At 37.3% G+C, this 17,547-nt stretch carries 13 protein-coding genes; 7 read left to right on the plus strand and 6 right to left on the minus strand.

Going from position 1 to position 17,547, the window contains the following annotated elements; translation table 11 throughout:
• Positions 1 to 15: 15 nt before the first annotated feature.
• Positions 16 to 729, minus strand: a complete 714-nt coding sequence (locus ACK4HO_RS04315) for a DUF4197 domain-containing protein (RefSeq protein ID WP_409663059.1) — start codon at positions 727 to 729, stop codon at positions 16 to 18.
• Positions 730 to 918: 189 nt separating this feature from the next.
• Here ACK4HO_RS04315 and ACK4HO_RS04320 point away from each other — a divergent pair, with 189 nt between their 5' ends.
• Positions 919 to 4,344, plus strand: a complete 3,426-nt coding sequence (locus ACK4HO_RS04320) for a methylmalonyl-CoA mutase family protein (RefSeq protein WP_409663062.1) — start codon at positions 919 to 921, stop codon at positions 4,342 to 4,344.
• Positions 4,345 to 4,441: 97 nt separating this feature from the next.
• Here ACK4HO_RS04320 and ACK4HO_RS04325 read toward each other — a convergent pair whose 3' ends face one another.
• A complete protein-coding gene (locus ACK4HO_RS04325) occupies positions 4,442 to 4,588 on the minus strand; it encodes a hypothetical protein (protein ID WP_284652253.1) in 147 nt (48 codons plus the stop codon).
• Positions 4,589 to 4,679: 91 nt separating this feature from the next.
• Here ACK4HO_RS04325 and ACK4HO_RS04330 point away from each other — a divergent pair, with 91 nt between their 5' ends.
• A complete protein-coding gene (locus ACK4HO_RS04330; RefSeq protein WP_409663066.1) occupies positions 4,680 to 5,189 on the plus strand; it encodes a hypothetical protein in 510 nt (169 codons plus the stop codon).
• Positions 5,190 to 5,258: 69 nt separating this feature from the next.
• Here ACK4HO_RS04330 and ACK4HO_RS04335 read toward each other — a convergent pair whose 3' ends face one another.
• Together ACK4HO_RS04335 and ACK4HO_RS04340 are read right to left on the minus strand one after the other, a co-directional pair.
• A complete protein-coding gene (locus ACK4HO_RS04335) occupies positions 5,259 to 6,518 on the minus strand; it encodes an aminotransferase class I/II-fold pyridoxal phosphate-dependent enzyme (protein WP_409663069.1) in 1,260 nt (419 codons plus the stop codon).
• A 73-nt stretch (positions 6,519 to 6,591) separates the two neighbouring features.
• Entirely contained in the window at positions 6,592 to 8,973 is a 2,382-nt protein-coding gene (locus tag ACK4HO_RS04340) for a 7TM diverse intracellular signaling domain-containing protein (RefSeq protein ID WP_409663072.1), read from the minus strand.
• 235 nt (positions 8,974 to 9,208) lie between these two features.
• Between ACK4HO_RS04340 and ACK4HO_RS04345 the strand changes: the two genes are divergently transcribed.
• The 3 genes from ACK4HO_RS04345 to ACK4HO_RS04355 all read left to right on the plus strand — a co-directional run bounded on the left by ACK4HO_RS04345 (position 9,209) and on the right by ACK4HO_RS04355 (position 13,097).
• Positions 9,209 to 9,781 carry a non-canonical purine NTP diphosphatase gene (locus tag ACK4HO_RS04345; protein WP_409663075.1) on the plus strand — a complete coding sequence of 191 codons (573 nt, stop codon included), beginning with the start codon at positions 9,209 to 9,211 and terminating at the stop codon, positions 9,779 to 9,781.
• A 309-nt stretch (positions 9,782 to 10,090) separates the two neighbouring features.
• The gene (locus ACK4HO_RS04350) at positions 10,091 to 12,067 is read left to right on the plus strand and encodes a DEAD/DEAH box helicase (RefSeq protein ID WP_409663078.1); all 1,977 of its coding nucleotides are present in this window, start codon (positions 10,091 to 10,093) and stop codon (positions 12,065 to 12,067) included.
• A 241-nt stretch (positions 12,068 to 12,308) separates the two neighbouring features.
• Positions 12,309 to 13,097: a carboxypeptidase-like regulatory domain-containing protein gene (locus ACK4HO_RS04355; RefSeq protein WP_409663081.1), complete on the plus strand. Its 789-nt coding sequence runs from the start codon at positions 12,309 to 12,311 to the stop codon at positions 13,095 to 13,097.
• Here ACK4HO_RS04355 and ACK4HO_RS04360 read toward each other — a convergent pair whose 3' ends face one another.
• Positions 13,098 to 13,754, minus strand: coding sequence for a TrmH family RNA methyltransferase (locus ACK4HO_RS04360; RefSeq protein ID WP_409663084.1), 657 nt, complete (start codon positions 13,752 to 13,754; stop codon positions 13,098 to 13,100). It lies immediately after the preceding gene.
• A 54-nt stretch (positions 13,755 to 13,808) separates the two neighbouring features.
• On the opposite strand from ACK4HO_RS04360, the gene ACK4HO_RS04365 reads away from it, so the two are divergent.
• Both ACK4HO_RS04365 and purB read left to right on the plus strand, forming a co-directional pair.
• A complete protein-coding gene (locus ACK4HO_RS04365; protein ID WP_409663214.1) occupies positions 13,809 to 14,504 on the plus strand; it encodes an SIR2 family NAD-dependent protein deacylase in 696 nt (231 codons plus the stop codon).
• 74 nt (positions 14,505 to 14,578) lie between these two features.
• The gene (gene purB / locus ACK4HO_RS04370; RefSeq protein WP_409663088.1) at positions 14,579 to 15,922 is read left to right on the plus strand and encodes an adenylosuccinate lyase; all 1,344 of its coding nucleotides are present in this window, start codon (positions 14,579 to 14,581) and stop codon (positions 15,920 to 15,922) included.
• A 75-nt stretch (positions 15,923 to 15,997) separates the two neighbouring features.
• Here purB and guaB read toward each other — a convergent pair whose 3' ends face one another.
• The gene (guaB, locus tag ACK4HO_RS04375) at positions 15,998 to 17,470 is read right to left on the minus strand and encodes an IMP dehydrogenase (RefSeq protein ID WP_409663091.1); all 1,473 of its coding nucleotides are present in this window, start codon (positions 17,468 to 17,470) and stop codon (positions 15,998 to 16,000) included.
• Positions 17,471 to 17,547 lie beyond the last annotated feature (77 nt).

Raw genomic sequence — 17,547 nt, forward strand, 5'->3', positions numbered from 1 at the left:
AATTTTAGAAACGACTTACAGCTTCTTGTCTTGCAATGAAAAAACTTTTTGCAGCAAAGTTGAAGTTCTTGAATTGATATTGGTTCTGATGTTTTTTTCTTCCACAGCAATCATTTTAAAAACACCTTCGAGCGCTTTGTTGGTGGTGTAATCGGTTAAATCAGGATTAACCTTTTTTACCAAAGGAATAGCATTGTATTTGTTAATGATATTACTCCAAACTTTATCCGCGCCTACTTTGGCAAATGAACTTTTAATCACTGGATTAAATTTGGCATATAGTGGAGAAGTAGTGGTAGTTTGTAAATAGGTAGTGGCCGAACTTTCATTCCCCATCAAAATGTTTTTAGCATCAGCGAAACTCATCTGTTTTACAGCATCGACAAAAATAGGTGTCGATTCTTTCACGGCATCTTCAGCAGCGCGATTTAGCATTTTGATACCATCATCGGCTAAAGAACCTAATCCGACTCTTCGCAAAGCTTTGTCCACTTTTTGTAATTCTTCAGGCATTAAAATTTTTACCGCTTCATTTTTATAAAAACCATCAACCGCAGTTAATTTTGATACTTGTTTGGAAATACCATTGTTAAGTGCTTCTTTTAAACCACCAGCGATGTCTAATTGATTGGATTGGTTGATTTCCGGAAATTGATTAGCGATTTGTTGCATTTCAGCACAACTCAAAAAACTAACGGAAAGAATAAGGGTGAAAATTGTTTTAATCATAGTAAAGTTATTGATTGGGGATTTGTAAAACATTGCTTTCATAGTAAAGATTTGATTGTCAAAGTTAAAAATAGATTGATTAGCAACTGTTAATATTTGTCTAAACTTGACAAAAATTATGCCACCTATTTACTGTGTAATTTTTATTAATTGCGTAAATTGCGGCACTTAAATTATCATATTCTCAAAATGGAACCACAAATCCCGTATATTCCAAAAAATAAAGTCAGAATTGTAACTGCTGCGTCACTTTTTGATGGTCACGATGCTGCTATAAACATCATGAGACGCATAATTCAAGCGACCGGAGTAGAAGTAATTCACTTAGGTCACGATAGAAGTGTAGAAGAAGTAGTAAATACCGCTATTCAAGAAGACGCTAACGCCATTGCAATGACGTCTTATCAAGGCGGTCACAACGAGTATTTCAAATATATGCACGATTTATTAAAGGAAAAAGGCGCCGGTCATATTAAAATTTTTGGCGGTGGTGGCGGTGTTATTTTGCCTAATGAAATCAAAGAACTACACGAATACGGAATTACGAGAATTTATTCTCCGGATGACGGACGTTCAATGGGATTACAAGGCATGATTAATGATTTGGTAAAACAATCGGATTATCCTGTTGGTGACGAATTGAACGGTGAAATCAATCATTTGGAAGAAAAGAATCCAACGGCGATTGCCCGTATGATTTCTTCGGCTGAGAATTTCCCGGATGTAGCCAAAGAAACTTTGGAGGCCATACACAAGAAAAATGAAACTACACATATCCCGGTTTTGGGAATTACAGGAACCGGTGGTGCCGGAAAATCATCTTTGGTAGATGAATTGGTTCGCAGATTTTTAATAGATTTTCCTGAAAAAACTATCGGATTGATTTCGGTCGATCCATCAAAACGCAAAACTGGTGGTGCTTTATTAGGAGACAGAATACGTATGAATGCCATTAATAATCCTAGAGTTTATATGCGTTCGTTGGCTACACGTCAATCCAATTTGGCTTTGTCTAAATATGTAAACGAAGCGATTCAGGTGTTGAAAGCTGCTAAATATGATATCATTATCCTTGAGACTTCCGGAATTGGGCAAAGTGATACCGAAATTTTAGAACATTCTGATGTTTCTTTATATGTAATGACGCCAGAATTTGGGGCCGCAACCCAATTAGAGAAAATTGACATGCTTGATTTTGCGGATTTGGTAGCGATTAATAAGTTTGACAAGCGCGGTGCTTTGGATGCGATTCGCGATGTGAAAAAACAATACCAACGCAATCACAATCTGTGGGATACGAATCCGGATGAAATGCCGGTTATTGGAACCATTGCGTCACAGTTTAATGATCCTGGAATGAATACACTCTACAAAAAAATCATGGATAAGATTGTAGAGAAAACCGGTTCCGATTTAAAATCGACTTTCGAAATCACTCGTGAAATGAGCGAGAAGATATTCGTAATTCCACCACACAGAACGCGTTATTTATCTGAAATTGCCGAGAACAATCGCAAATATGATGAGACAGTTTTGACGCAGGTTGAAGTCGCTCAAAAGTTATACGGTATTTATAAAACGATTGAATCTGTTTCCAAAAAGCAAGCTGAAATCAATAAAGCCGGAATTGAAGTTAACAGCTTGAATTTCAATGAAGATAACAAAGACTTCTTAAACTTATTGGTTAAAGAATTTGACCGCGTAAAAATGAACCTCGATCCATTCAATTGGGAAATTATCCTAACTTGGGATGACAAGGTAAACAAATATAAAAATCCGGTTTACAGCTTTAAAGTGCGCGACAAGGAAATCAAGATTGAAACGCATACCGAAAGTTTGTCTCATTCTCAAATTCCGAAAGTAGCGTTGCCAAAATACCAAGCTTGGGGCGATATTTTAAAATGGAACTTACAGGAAAATGTACCGGGAGAATTTCCTTTTGCTTCAGGTTTGTATCCATTCAAAAGAGAAGGCGAAGACCCAACGCGTATGTTTGCAGGAGAAGGCGGACCTGAAAGAACCAACCGTCGTTTTCACTATGTTTCCCTTGGAATGCCTGCGAAACGTTTGTCAACTGCTTTTGACTCGGTAACGTTATATGGAAATGACCCTGATTTACGTCCGGATATTTACGGTAAAATCGGGAATGCCGGAGTTTCTATTTGTTGTTTAGACGATGCGAAGAAATTGTATTCCGGTTTCGATTTGAGTCACGCGATGACTTCGGTTTCGATGACGATTAACGGTCCGGCTCCGATGTTGCTTGGTTTCTTTATGAATGCAGCCATCGACCAAAACTGTGAAAAATACATTATTGAAAATAATCTTCAAGTAGAAATCGAAGAAAAAATCAATGAAATCTATAAAGCTAAAAAAGTAGCCCGTCCAAGATACAACGGCGATTTGCCCAAAGGAAACAATGGTTTAGGTTTAATGCTTTTAGGCGTTACCGGTGACCAAGTTTTGCCAAAGGAAATCTACGATGATATCAAAATCAAAACGCTTACGCAAGTTCGCGGAACGGTTCAGGCAGATATTTTGAAAGAAGACCAAGCACAAAACACTTGTATTTTCTCGACTGAATTTGCCTTGAGATTGATGGGAGACGTTCAGGAATATTTTATCCAAAAGAATGTGCGTAACTTCTATTCGGTTTCGATTTCGGGTTATCATATTGCAGAAGCAGGAGCGAACCCAATTACGCAATTGGCGTTTACTTTAGCGAATGGCTTCACTTACGTGGAATATTATTTGAGTCGTGGGATGAGCATCAATGATTTCGGACCGAATTTATCCTTCTTTTTCTCTAACGGAATTGACCCTGAATACGCCGTAATTGGTAGAGTAGCGCGTAAAATTTGGGCGAAAGCCATGAAACAAAAATACGGTGCCAACGAAAGAGCGCAGATGTTGAAATACCACATTCAAACTTCCGGACGTTCGCTTCATGCTCAAGAAATTGACTTTAATGACATTCGTACAACTTTACAAGCTTTGTATGCGATATATGACAACTGTAATTCATTGCATACAAATGCGTATGATGAAGCAATCACGACGCCAACGGAAGAATCAGTACGTCGTGCGATGGCGATTCAGTTGATTATCAACAAAGAATTGGGCTTAGCCAAAAACGAAAACCCAATCCAAGGTTCTTTTATCATTGAGGAGCTAACCGATTTAGTAGAAGATGCGGTATTACAAGAATTCGACAGAATTACAGAACGTGGCGGTGTTTTGGGTGCTATGGAAACGATGTACCAAAGAAGTAAAATTCAGGAAGAAAGTTTGTATTATGAAACGTTGAAACATACAGGCGAATTCCCAATTATAGGTGTAAATACTTTCCTGAGTTCCAAAGGTTCTCCAACAGTAGTTCCATTAGAAGTTATTCGTGCGACAGAAGAGGAAAAGCAATTCCAAATCAAAACTTTAGAAACGCTACACCAAGCCAATACAGGCATTGAGGAAGAGCAATTGAATATGTTGCAAGAAGCCGCTATTTCCAACAAAAACTTATTTGAACGATTAATGGAAGCTACAAAGTATTGTTCGTTAGGTCAGATTACTTCAGCTTTGTTTGAAGTTGGCGGACAGTATAGAAGGAATATGTAAGCACAGAACCATTTTGGTTTCCCAAAATTTGTGAATCGTTTATCCCGATGATAATCGGTACTTTAGAATAATAAAACCTCGCAGTAATGTGAGGTTTTTATTTTTCGTCTTTATTTTCATTAAATTTTTTCACAATAGCTTTTAGCTGTTCGGCACGAGCAGCTTTCTTGGCTTTTTCCTTATCTTGCGCCTTGTGAAGTTTATCGTTGTGCGCTTTGATGTTTTTTGGATTGTTTCTTCCCATTTGTCAAAAGTACATTTTTTTGTTAAAATAAAAGTTTGGCATCAATATTGGATAGTGCCAATTATCATTAATCATTTAAAACATACATACCATGAAAAAGATTACTTTAGTTTTAGCTTTTATCGGGATGATAACGCTACAAAGTTGCACCGTTAACGATAATGAAAATGACGGAATTGATAACGACACCATAAGTGAAGTATTTGAATATACCAATGTGAATTTTTTGCCAAATGATTATAGTTCGGTATTGGTTTTCCCTCATTCTATATACAATTCTGATATGGTTTTAGTATACCGTTTATCCGGTTCGTTTCAAGGAGAAGATATTTGGAAACCACTACCGGAAACTTATTTTTTCGGAGATGGCACTTTAGATTTACGCTATGATTTTGACTTTACCCGATTTGATGCACAAGTATATATGGAAGGTTTTGATTTAGCCGGTGTAAGTTCAAGTTACAGATTGAATCAAATATTTAGAGTAGTAGTAATTCCAGCTTATTTCGGTAATAAAACGGCTGAAGTAAATTTAAAGGATTATAAAGCAGTAGTAAAAGCATTTAACATTGATGAAAGTAAAATTATCAAAGTACAATAAATTTTAATTACCAATAAACAAAAAACCATCCTGAGAAGGATGGTTTTTTGTTTTTAAAGGAATGTTTTTTTAAGACACATCAACAGTAGTGGCTTCGGCAATTTTTTTATAAGTTCCGTTTACTAATTTTTCATAAATGGCATCAAAAGCCGTAAGGGTTTCTTCGATATCAGCCAAAGTATGAGAAGCGGTTGGAATCATTCTCAATAAGATAATTCCTTTTGGAATCACCGGATAAACCACGATAGACAAGAAAATACCGTAGTTTTCTCTTAAGTCATTTACCATCACCATTGCTTCAGGTATTGAACCTTCCAAATAAACCGGAGTTACACAAGTATTAGTGTCGCCAATATTAAATCCGTGGGCTTTTAATCCGTTTTGTAATGCGTTTACGTTTTCCCAAAGTTTGTCTTTTAATCCCGGATTGTCTCTTAACAATTGTAATCTTTTCAAAGCACCAACGGTTTGAATCATTGGTAAAGCTTTGGCAAACATTTGCGAACGCAAATTGTATTTTAAATAATCAATAATGTCTTTATCTGCTGCTAAGAATGCTCCGATACTCGCCATAGATTTGGCAAACGTTGAGAAATAAACATCAATTCCGTCCTGACAACCTTGCTCTTCTCCGGCTCCGGCTCCTGTTTTACCAAGTGTTCCAAATCCATGAGCATCATCTACTAACAAACGGAAATTGTATTTTTTCTTCATTTCTACAATCTCTTTCAACTTTCCTTGTTGACCTCGCATTCCGAAAACGCCTTCGGTAATGAATAAAATGCCACCGCCAGTTTCAGTAGCCATTTTGGTTGCACGTTGAAGGTTTTTCTCCATGCTTTCCAAGTCGTTGTGTTTGTAGGTAAAACGTTTACCCATATGCAAACGCACACCGTCAATGATACAAGCGTGAGCATCAACATCGTAAACAATAATATCGTTTTTTGTCACCAATGCATCAATACAAGACATGATTCCTTGGTAACCAAAGTTCAATAAATAAGCCGCTTCTTTTTGAACAAATGCTGCTAATTCTTTTTCTAATTGTTCGTGAGCATCTGTATGACCACTCATCATGCGAGCGCCCATTGGGTAAGCCGCTCCGTATTGTGCGGCCGCATCAGTATCGGCTTGGCGTACTTCCGGGTGATTGGCTAAGCCTAAATAGTCATTCAAACTCCAGTTCAAAATATCTTTTCCGTGGAATTTCATTCTTGGTCCTAATTCGCCTTCCAATTTTGGAAACACATAATAACCTTCGGCTTGAGAAGCCCATTTACCTAATGGACCTTTATTGTTTTGTATTCTTTCGAATAAATCTTTTACCATTGTAAAGTGTATTTAAAAACGAGGCAAAAGTAAATATAAATTTAGTTTACTCCTAATGGTTACTGCCAAATAGTTACACTAATAGTTTAATGATTTCAAAAAGTAAATCTTTATCAACCGGTTTCGACAAATATTTGTTCATTCCGATTTCTATTACTCTTGATTTAGTTGTTTCCATAACATCTGCGGTTAAAGCGATTATTGGAATCGATTTTTTGTTTTCTCCGGCTTCACCATTTCTGATAGCTATTGTGGCTTCATAACCATCCATAATAGGCATTTGCAAATCCATCAAGATAATATCATAATGATTTTCGGTTAGCTTTTTAACGCCTTCTTCGCCGTTATTAGCAAAATCAACTGTAGTATTTAACCATTTTTTGGTTATCATTTTAATCACCATTTGATTCATCGCATTGTCTTCAACCACCAAAATTGATTTTCCTTTCAAATCGTATTCAAGCTCAGGATTATTATCAATGATTGTTTCTTTAACCACTTCAACATTTTGGTAGCCCAATTGTATTTCGCAAACGGTACCTAAATCAACAGTGCTGTCTATTTTAATCTTTCCGTTGTGCAAATCAACTAAATGTTTTACAATGTAAAGTCCGAGTCCTAACCCGCCAAATTTCCTTTTGTTATTGATGCCTTCTTGCGAAAAGGAATCGTAAATACTGTTGATTTTTTCTTTGGAAATCCCAACCCCGGTATCGCTAACGGTGAAGGTTATTTGAGCTTTGTTGTCTTTTCCTTTTTTGGCTTCAATCTTAAATTTAACAAATCCTTCATGAGTGAATTTGAGTGCATTACTCAAAATGTTATGCAAAATTTGATTCAGTCTAACCGAATCGCCATTAACCATTTCAGGCAAATCATCTCCTTTTTGGAAAGTGAAATCAAGTCCTTTGTCGCTCGCTTCTCGTGCAAAATTGTTGGCAATGTGTTCTACAGTTCTGACCAAATCAAAATCGGAAAGCTCTAATTTGATTTCGTTTTTCTCAATTTTTGAAAAGTCTAAAATATCATTGACAGAGCTTAATAAACTATAAGTTGAATACTTTATAATTTGGCTACCATCTTGAATTTCCTTGTTATTGCTTTCTTTGGCCATTGATTTTGCGGTATTCAATATCGCATTCAACGGTGTGCGCAACTCGTGACTTATATTGGATAAAAAGTAAGACTTCAATTCGTTCATTTCTTCCGAACGTTGAAGTGCTAAAGTTTGCAATTCTTCTCGTTCGTTTTTGAGGTTGCGAATTAAATTCGCCATCGAAAGCGATAAGAAGATAACTTCCATACCGGTGCCGAGTTTTGAACCGTTTTCTGTCCAAAAATTAAGCGGCAATACACTGAAATTCTTTAAAATAAAAACGACAAATCCACAAATTAGAAAGAATACACCAATGGCAAAAAATCGATCTATTTTCTCGGTTTTTCTGTAAATTGAAATCTGTGAAGCAATGATTAAAGACAGAACAATTAACCCTAATCCGTTGGCAATAGGATAGGAGTACTGCAGTGCCTTTGGAATAAACAATAGGGATAAAAATAAAATTGCATTAAGAATGTATAATATGTAGTAAGCAAAATTGATAGTCCGATTGTACTCTTTTATTTTCAAAAATACTTGAGCATATCTGCCCAAAAAGAAATTGGCAACACAAGCAAATAAAACAACTGCATGCAATGAAAACCAACCCGATTGCGGTGTGATAAATTGGTAAAAATAGCCATCAATAGCAAATTGAAGTAACCCGATAAAAACCACATACATGCTGTAATAAAAGAAGGTCTTATCACGCATACCAAAGAAAAAGAATAAGTACAAAATGGCGGCAATAATTAAAATTCCATAAAAGAATCCAAAAACAAATTGCTCAAAAGAGGTCATCTGAATTAACGCTTCCAAACTGTATAGAATCATCGGCATTGAAAGCATTTCACCATCACTTTTTACATGAAGATAAAATTGCTGCTGTTCACCCGGATTTAGTGCGATTTTGAATATGGTTTTTCTGTGATTAAAACTCCTTTGTGTACAAGGAATAGCATCACCACTGACTAATTTTGAGACTTTTTCCTTTTGATTGATTACATAAAGTTCGGCCACATCAGTAATTGGTCTGGCCGTTTCGAAGAAATAGTAAACCTTTTCTTGAGAAGTATTTTTTAATTGGAAACGTATCCAAAAGTGGTGTGTTGTAAATCCGAAGTCGGTATTTTCATTTAACATCGGTTTGAACTTTAGATCTTCTGAAGCCCTAACTTGTTCCAATGTCAAATTGCGAAGGCCAACATCAACATATTCAGATTTATCATGGATGGAAACTTTTTCGGTGGTGTTTCCTTTGGACAAAAGGAATTGGGCTGAGGCGTTTTGAAACAATAATAGAAAAATGCCGACAAGACATGACAAACAATTACCATACGGGATAGTATTTTTTTCCATACGGAACTTAGTGGTATTTGACTTATTTACGAATTTAAGATGCTTTAGGATTGAACAATTCTTAAAATTTTAAAAAAGAAAAGATTTGGGTTTTATAAGTAGTAATTTACTTTGTTTATCAACTTTAGTATTTTGTTTTTAGCGAAGTTTACTACGATTTGCAATTTAATGTTTAGCCAATAGTAAACCCGATATTCTTCGCATATTTGTAAACATCAAAATAAATCAATTTATAATGAAATTAGTTTTCGCTTCCAATAATAAAAACAAAATCAAAGAAATTCAGCTCTTGCTTCCGTCGTCAATTCAAATCTTAAGTTTGGAAGACATCGGTTGCTATGAAGATATTCCAGAGACAGCAGACACTATTGAAGGGAATGCAATTTTGAAAGCCAATTATATTACTGAAATGTTCGGATACAATTGTTTCGCTGATGACTCAGGCTTGGAAGTTGCTGTTTTGAATGGCGAACCCGGAGTTTATTCGGCTCGTTATGCAGGCGAAAAGAAAGATGATAATGCCAATATGGATAAATTATTGACTAATCTTAAGGATGAAACCAATAGAAAAGCCAATTTCAAAACCGTTATTTGCCTAAACTTAAATGGTGAACAAAACCTTTTTACCGGAATCATTAACGGCAAAATCATTGAAGAGAAAATCGGAACCAATGGCTTTGGTTACGACCCGATTTTTGTAGCCGATGGTTGCGCTAAAACCTTTGCTGAGTTGACTTTAGAAGAAAAATCAGTGATTAGTCATCGTGGATTGGCGGTGAAGCAGTTGGTTGCGTTTTTGAGTCGCTGAGTGCCTGAGTAACTGAGTAGCTGAGTAAAGACTAACGTTCTGATTAGCCCCGATAAGAGCTAGCTACCCTGCCTACCGGCAGGCAGGCATGTAGCGCGGATAGCGGGAGCATAAGTGACAGAAAGACAAAAGTAATGCTCCTAATTACACCCTAAATTAATACAAAAAATGTCTGAAACTCAGCTACTCAGACACTCAGCTACTCAGTTACTTTGTTGGGCAAAACTTAACATTCTGATTATCAAAGCAAAACAAATTAGCGTATATGGTTTTTAAAACTTACCTTTGCACCAAATTTTAAAACTTTATATGAATAAATTTGAACAATTAGGTCTGAATGAATCGTTACTGCTGGCGATCAAAGATCTAGGATTTGAGAATCCGTCAGAAGTACAAGAAAAAGCGATTCCGGTACTATTGGAACAAAACACAGACTTGGTTGCGTTAGCGCAAACAGGAACAGGGAAAACGGCCGCTTTTGGTTTTCCGCTTATTCAAAAAATTGATGCCGAAAACAGAAATACGCAGGCGTTAATTTTATCACCAACGCGTGAGCTATGCTTACAAATCACCAACGAGATTAAACAATACTCAAAATATGTAAAAGGTTTACATACAGTGGCAGTTTATGGTGGTGCGAGCATTACGGAACAAGCCAGAGATGTAAAACGTGGAGCACAAATTATTGTCGCTACACCGGGGAGAATGCAAGACATGATTAATCGTGGACTTGTGAACATTAAAAACATTAACTTCTGTATTCTTGATGAAGCAGATGAGATGTTGAACATGGGGTTTTATGACGATATCGTTTCGATATTATCAGATACACCGGATGAAAAAAATACGTGGTTGTTTTCAGCTACTATGCCTGCTGAGGTGGCACGAATTGCTAAAAAATTCATGCATGATCCGGCAGAAGTAACCGTTGGAACTAAGAACTCAGGTTCGGCAACAGTTTCTCACGAATTTTATTGTGTGAATGCTCGTGACCGATACGAAGCTTTGAAAAGATTGGCCGATGCTAATCCGGACATCTTCTCGGTAGTATTTTGTAGAACAAAACGTGATACCCAAGCGGTGGCTGAAAAGCTAATCGAAGACGGATACAACGCCGCAGCTTTGCACGGAGATTTATCTCAAGCGCAACGTGATGGGGTTATGAAATCTTTCCGTGGTCGTCAAATTCAAATGCTTGTTGCGACAGACGTTGCGGCTCGTGGAATTGACGTTGATAACATTACGCACGTAGTAAACTATCAATTGCCGGACGAAATTGAAACGTACAATCACCGTTCAGGCCGTACAGGTCGTGCTGGGAAATTGGGAACTTCAATCGTAATTATCACTAAAAGTGAGTTGCGTAAAATTTCGTCTATCGAAAGAATCATCCAACAAAAATTCGAAGAGAAAACGATTCCTAGTGGAATTGAAATCTGCGAAATCCAATTATTGCACTTAGCCAATAAAATCAAAGATACCGAAGTTGACCACGAGATAGACAACTATCTCCCGGCGATTAACGAAGTGCTTGACGGATTGACTAAAGAGGAATTAATCAAGAAAATGGTTTCGGTTGAGTTCAACCGATTCATCAACTACTACAAAAAGAAACGTGATTTATCAGGTGAAAAAGGTGGTGAAAGAAGCGAAAGAAGTTCAGAACCAAGAGAAATCAGAGCCGGTGATCCTGTTCGTTATTTCGTAAATATTGGTTCAAGAGACGATTTCGATTGGATGCAATTGAAAGACTTCTTAAAAGAAACACTAGACTTAGGTCGTGATGACGTATTCAAAGTAGATGTAAAAGAAGGTTTCTCTTTCTTTAACACTGACGGAGAACACACGGATAAAGTAATGTCTATCCTTAACGGGTTTGACATGAACGGCAGAAGAATCAACGTTGAGATTTCTAAAAACGATGGTGGAAGCCGCGAAAGACGTGACCATAACGGAAGAAGTGGTGGCGGAGATAGAAGAAGCTCAGGCGGATTTGGTGGTAGAAGTTCAGCACCAAGAAGCGGTGGCGGAAGTTTCGGACCAAGAAAAGAAGGCGGTTTCAGAAGTGACAGAAGTTCGGCTCCAAGAGAAGGCGGATTTAGAAGCGACAGAAGCTCAGCGCCAAGAGAAGGTGGTTTTAGAAGCGACAGAGATGCTGCTCCAAGAAGAGAACCGGGTTCGTTTCAAAGAGAAGAAAGAGCACCAAGACGTTCTGAAGGAAATACCGACAGACCGGCAGGTCGTTCTTTTGACGATGCTAAAGCCAGAAGGCCAAGAAAAAGCTAACGCTTTAAAATTACGAATTACGAATTAGTAATTACGAAATTTATAATTCGAATATAATAGAACTCCGTTTTTACTAAGGTAAGAACGGAGATTCTTTTTTTCTACATACCCCTAATTCGTAATTCGTAATTACTAATTCGTAATTCTTAATTTGAGCTTTTGTTAATTTTGTTCTAATTCTGGCAACAAACTTCAAAATATCTTAAAAGAGTTTCATACTTTTAAACCATCAAAATTAGCTATGAGATATTTTACCCTTTTATTTTTGTTTCTATTTTCACTGAGTGCTTTAGCGCAAGACAATCCAGTCGGTCAAAAAGTTAGCGGTACTATTGTGAATGACAATAACCTATTGCCAATTCCCAATGCTAATGTGATTAACATTAACAAAGTAAAAGGTGTGGTAACCAATGCCAGCGGCTATTTTGAAATGGAAGTCAGCGTAAGTGACACTTTGCATATTTCCATATTGGGCTACCAATCTTTGAGAATCAGAGTAACCAATGACTGGTTGAAAAATGGTACAGCCAAAATCTTAATGACAGAAAAAGCCATAGCTTTAGAAGAAGTGATTGTTAAAAAATACGACTTGACCGGTTACCTTGAAGTCGATTCTAAATTGATTCCCGAAAAAGAAAACTACCGTTACAGTATCTCAGGTTTGCCAACAGCTTATGAAGCCGGCGAGAGTTCTCCAAATGCTTTCACCCGTGTGTTGGGCTCTATTTTTAATCCGGCAGACATGTTGTATAATTTCTTTGGTAACAAACCCAAAGAGCTGAAGAAGCTGAAACAGATGAAGAAAGACGATACCGTTCGTACTCTTTTGGAATCTAAATTTGACCGAGAAATGATCTCCGTATTGTTAGGTGTAGATAAAAAAGAGATTGCCGAAATTTTGCAGCGTTGTAATTACTCGGAATCATTTATTCAATCCGCTAACGATTTACAGATTTTGGATGCCATCAGTGAATGTTATGAGCAATATAAAGTATTGACTAAAAAACATGAAAAGTACATCAAAGAATAATTATTTATCAGCGTAATAGCGCTCTTCAATACGCTTAATGTCTTTGATAGTATTTTTTGCCCAAAGCAATCGTTTTTCCAAAAATTCTTCTTGGGTTAATTTCCAATTTATATCAGATAGGCGTAGGCGAGTAGTGATATCTTGAATGATAATCGCTGCAGAAACCGAAATATTTAGACTCTCAGTAAAACCAACCATTGGAATTTTCAAATAACCATCGGCTTGGCTCATTACTTCCTTGGAAAGTCCTTCTTTTTCGGTGCCAAAGAACAAAGCGCTCTTTTTAGTGACGTCGAATTCGTGTAACAAACAAGAATCATTGTGCGGTGTGGTGGCAATGATTTGATAGCCTTTGTCTTTCAAGGATTTTATACAATTGGAAATATTGTCAAACTTATTAATGTCTACCCATTTTTGAGCGCCCATCGCAATTTCTTTGTCGATTTTTTTGCCAAACCGATGTTCTACAATATTGATTTCCTGAATCCCAAAAACCTCGCAACTGCGCATCACCGCACTCGTATTGTGAAACTGAAATACATCTTCTACGGCAATGGTAAAGTGATTGGTGCGATTCTCCAATACTTTTTGGAATCGCTCTTTGCGGTTTTCGGTTAAAAAATCTTCGAGATAGTTTAGGTAATCAAGGTCAATCATAAAATTCGTTTTGCCAAAAATAACAAAAATGCGTAGTTTTAAATCCAAATAATGATAATGAAAAAATTAGTCGTTTTAACCGGAGCCGGAATTTCAGCCGAAAGTGGTATCAAAACCTTTCGTGATGCCGATGGTTTATGGGAAGGTCATGATGTCATGGAAGTCGCTTCCTATGACGGTTGGCTCAGAAATAAAGCACTGGTTTTAGATTTTTACAACCAAAGAAGAAGGCAATTGCACGAAGTAAAACCGAATCTTGGGCATTATGCTTTGGCCGAATTACAAAATGATTTCGACGTTCATATCATCACTCAAAATGTAGACAATCTACACGAACAAGCCGGAAGCAGTAAGGTTTTGCATTTGCATGGTGAATTATTAAAAGTGCGAAGTGACAACCATCATCGATTTGAAGTTTTAGACTGGACAACCGATTTGAACATAGGCGATGTTGATTCCACAGGAAATCAATTGCGTCCACATATCGTTTGGTTTGGCGAAGCGGTTCCGGCGTTGGATGAAGCTGTTGAAATTGTGGAAACTGCCGATTATTTAGCGGTCATTGGCACTTCGCTTCAAGTTTATCCTGCGGCTGGACTAATGCATTATGCCAATCGAAATGTACCTATGTTTTATATTGACCCCAAACCGGCAAGGATTTATGATTTACAAAATCCGTTAGAAGTTATTCCAATGAATGCTACAGATGGCGTTCCGTTTTTAAAACAAAAATTACTCGGTTTTAGATAAAAAACCGAACACTAAAGACTGAACACTGAACACTATTCCTTACTTTTGCACCACAACAAAACAACATAAAGCACATGTCACTAACTACTTTAAATGCCATTTCACCCATTGATGGAAGATATAGAAAAGCAACCAAATCTTTAGCGGCTTTTTTCTCCGAAGAAGCTCTAATTAAATATAGAGTTCTGGTTGAAGTTGAATATTTCATTGCACTATGCGAAAGTAATTTACCTCAATTAAAAGGTGTTGAAAAAAACAGTTTTGAAGCCCTTAGAGATATCTATAAAAACTTCACTACCGAAGATGCATTGGTCATCAAAGAAACCGAAAAAACAACCAATCACGATGTAAAAGCCGTTGAGTATTTCATCAAAGACAAGTTCGAAACATTAGGTTTGAGTGATTACAAAGAGTTTATCCATTTCGGATTGACTTCTCAAGATATCAATAACACTGCGATACCGCTTTCGACTAAAGAAGCTTTTGAAAAAGTGTATATGCCAAGTTTAATTGAGTTAATAGCCAAGTTAAAAGAATTGGCAATGGAATGGAAAGACATTCCGATGTTGGCCAGAACGCACGGTCAACCGGCATCACCAACGCGTTTAGGAAAAGAAATTTTGGTATTCGTAGAACGTTTAGAAGAGCAAATGCGTTTGTTGTTCAATATTCCGTTTGCTGCTAAATTTGGTGGCGCGACAGGAAATTATAACGCACATCATGTGGCTTATCCTACTGTTGATTGGAAACAATTCGGAACCACTTTCGTAGAAGAAACTTTGGGATTGCAACATTCTTTCCCAACTACACAAATCGAACATTACGACCATTTTGCAGCCTTTTTTGATGCTTTGAAAAGAATCAATACCATTATCATCGATTTAGACCGAGATATTTGGACCTACGTTTCGATGGATTATTTCAAGCAAAAAATCAAAGCAGGAGAAATTGGTTCTTCGGCGATGCCACATAAAGTAAACCCAATTGACTTTGAAAATTCCGAAGGAAACTTGGGTATTGCCAATGCTATTTTTGAACATTTGTCTGCCAAATTACCACTTTCAAGATTGCAACGCGATTTGACGGACAGTACGGTTTTGAGAAATGTAGGCGTTCCATTCGGACATACAATCATTGCTTTTGAAGCGACTTTGAAAGGTTTGAATAAATTGTTATTAAACGAGCCAAAATTCGCCGAAGACTTAGAGAAAAACTGGGCAGTTGTTGCCGAGGCTATTCAAACCATTTTGCGTCGCGAAGGTTATCCAAATCCATACGAAGCCTTGAAAGGATTGACCAGAACGAATGAAGTAATGAACAAAGAATCAATTCATGCCTTCATAGAAACCTTAAACGTTTCGGATGAAATTAAAGCGGAATTGTTAGCCATTTCACCAAGTAATTATTTGGGTATTTAATTCTCAAATTTTATATAAAAACAAAAGGCATAAGAATTAAACTTATGCCTTTTTACTTATGCCTAATGGCTAAACTTACCTCGAATAATTCGGTGCTTCTTTAGTAATCGTTACATTGTGAGGATGACTTTCGCCAATTCCGCTAGCGGTGATTCTAACAAATCTTCCTGTTTCCTGTAAGGTCGGAATATCTTTGGCACCACAATAACCCATTCCGGCACGAAGTCCGCCAACAAATTGTTGCATGCTTTCGTTTAATTCTCCTTTATAAGGTACGCGACCTACGATTCCTTCCGGAACTAATTTTTTAATATCGTCTTCTACATCTTGGAAATAACGGTCTTTTGAACCTTCTTGCATGGCTTCCACAGAACCCATTCCGCGATAAGATTTGAATTTTCTGCCTTCAAAAATGATGGTTTCTCCCGGAGATTCTTTCGTTCCGGCTAATAAAGAACCGAGCATTACACAATCAGCACCTGCGGCAATCGCTTTTGGAATATCGCCTGTGTAACGAATTCCACCATCGGCAATCACGGGAATTCCGGTTCCGCGTAACGCAGCCGCAACTTCTAAAACAGCAGAAAACTGAGGAAATCCAACTCCGGCCACAACTCTAGTGGTACAAATCGAACCCGGACCAATACCGACTTTTACGCCATCGGCACCATTTTTTACCAAATACAAAGCTGCTTCCGCTGTGGCAATGTTTCCAACAATGACATCCAAATTCGGGAATTTAGATTTTACCAATTTCAACACATCAACCACGCCTTTAGTGTGACCGTGAGCGGTGTCGATAATGACAGCGTCAACTCCGGCATTAACCAAAGCAGTCGCTCTTTCCAATGCATCGGCAGTCACGCCAAGTGCTGCAGCAACGCGCAAACGTCCGAACTTATCTTTGTTGGCTACCGGTTTTTGAGCCAATTTGGTTATATCTCTAAAAGTAATTAGTCCAACTAGTTTATAATCGGCGTCAACTACAGGTAGTTTTTCAATTTTATTTTGTTGCAGAATTCCTTCTGCTTCTTGTAGTGTTGTCCCTTCGGCTGCTGTAACTAAATTGTTAGAAGTCATTACTTCTAAAATAGAACGCGAATTGATTTTTTCAAACCTCAAATCACGATTGGTTACGATACCTTTTAAAATTCCGTTTTCATCAACCACAGGAATACCGCCGATTCCGTGTTCTTTCATCAACATTTTAGCATCGCCAACAGTAGAATTTAAAGGTAAAGTTACCGGATCGATAATCATTCCGGCTTCAGCACGTTTTACTTTTCTGACCTTTGCCGCTTGTTGCTCAATCGTCATGTTTTTATGCAAAACCCCAATGCCGCCTTCTTGCGCCATGGCAATCGCCATAGAACTTTCGGTAACGGTATCCATAGCAGCAGAAACGATAGGAACATTGAGCGAAATATTTTTAGATATTTTCGATTGAATATTGACTTCGCGCGGTAAAATTTCAGAATAATTAGGAATCAGCAGTACATCGTCATAGGTTAAACCTTCACCAACGATTTTAGAAGTGTGTGCTTTCATGCAATTTGTAGTTGTAGTTAAATTGCGTGCAAATATAGTAATCTTAAACAAATAAAGTGGTTAAATTCATCTTAAAT

The sequence above is a fragment of the Flavobacterium sp. genome (assembly GCF_046296355.1).
Taxonomy (GTDB): Bacteria; Bacteroidota; Bacteroidia; order Flavobacteriales; family Flavobacteriaceae; genus Flavobacterium.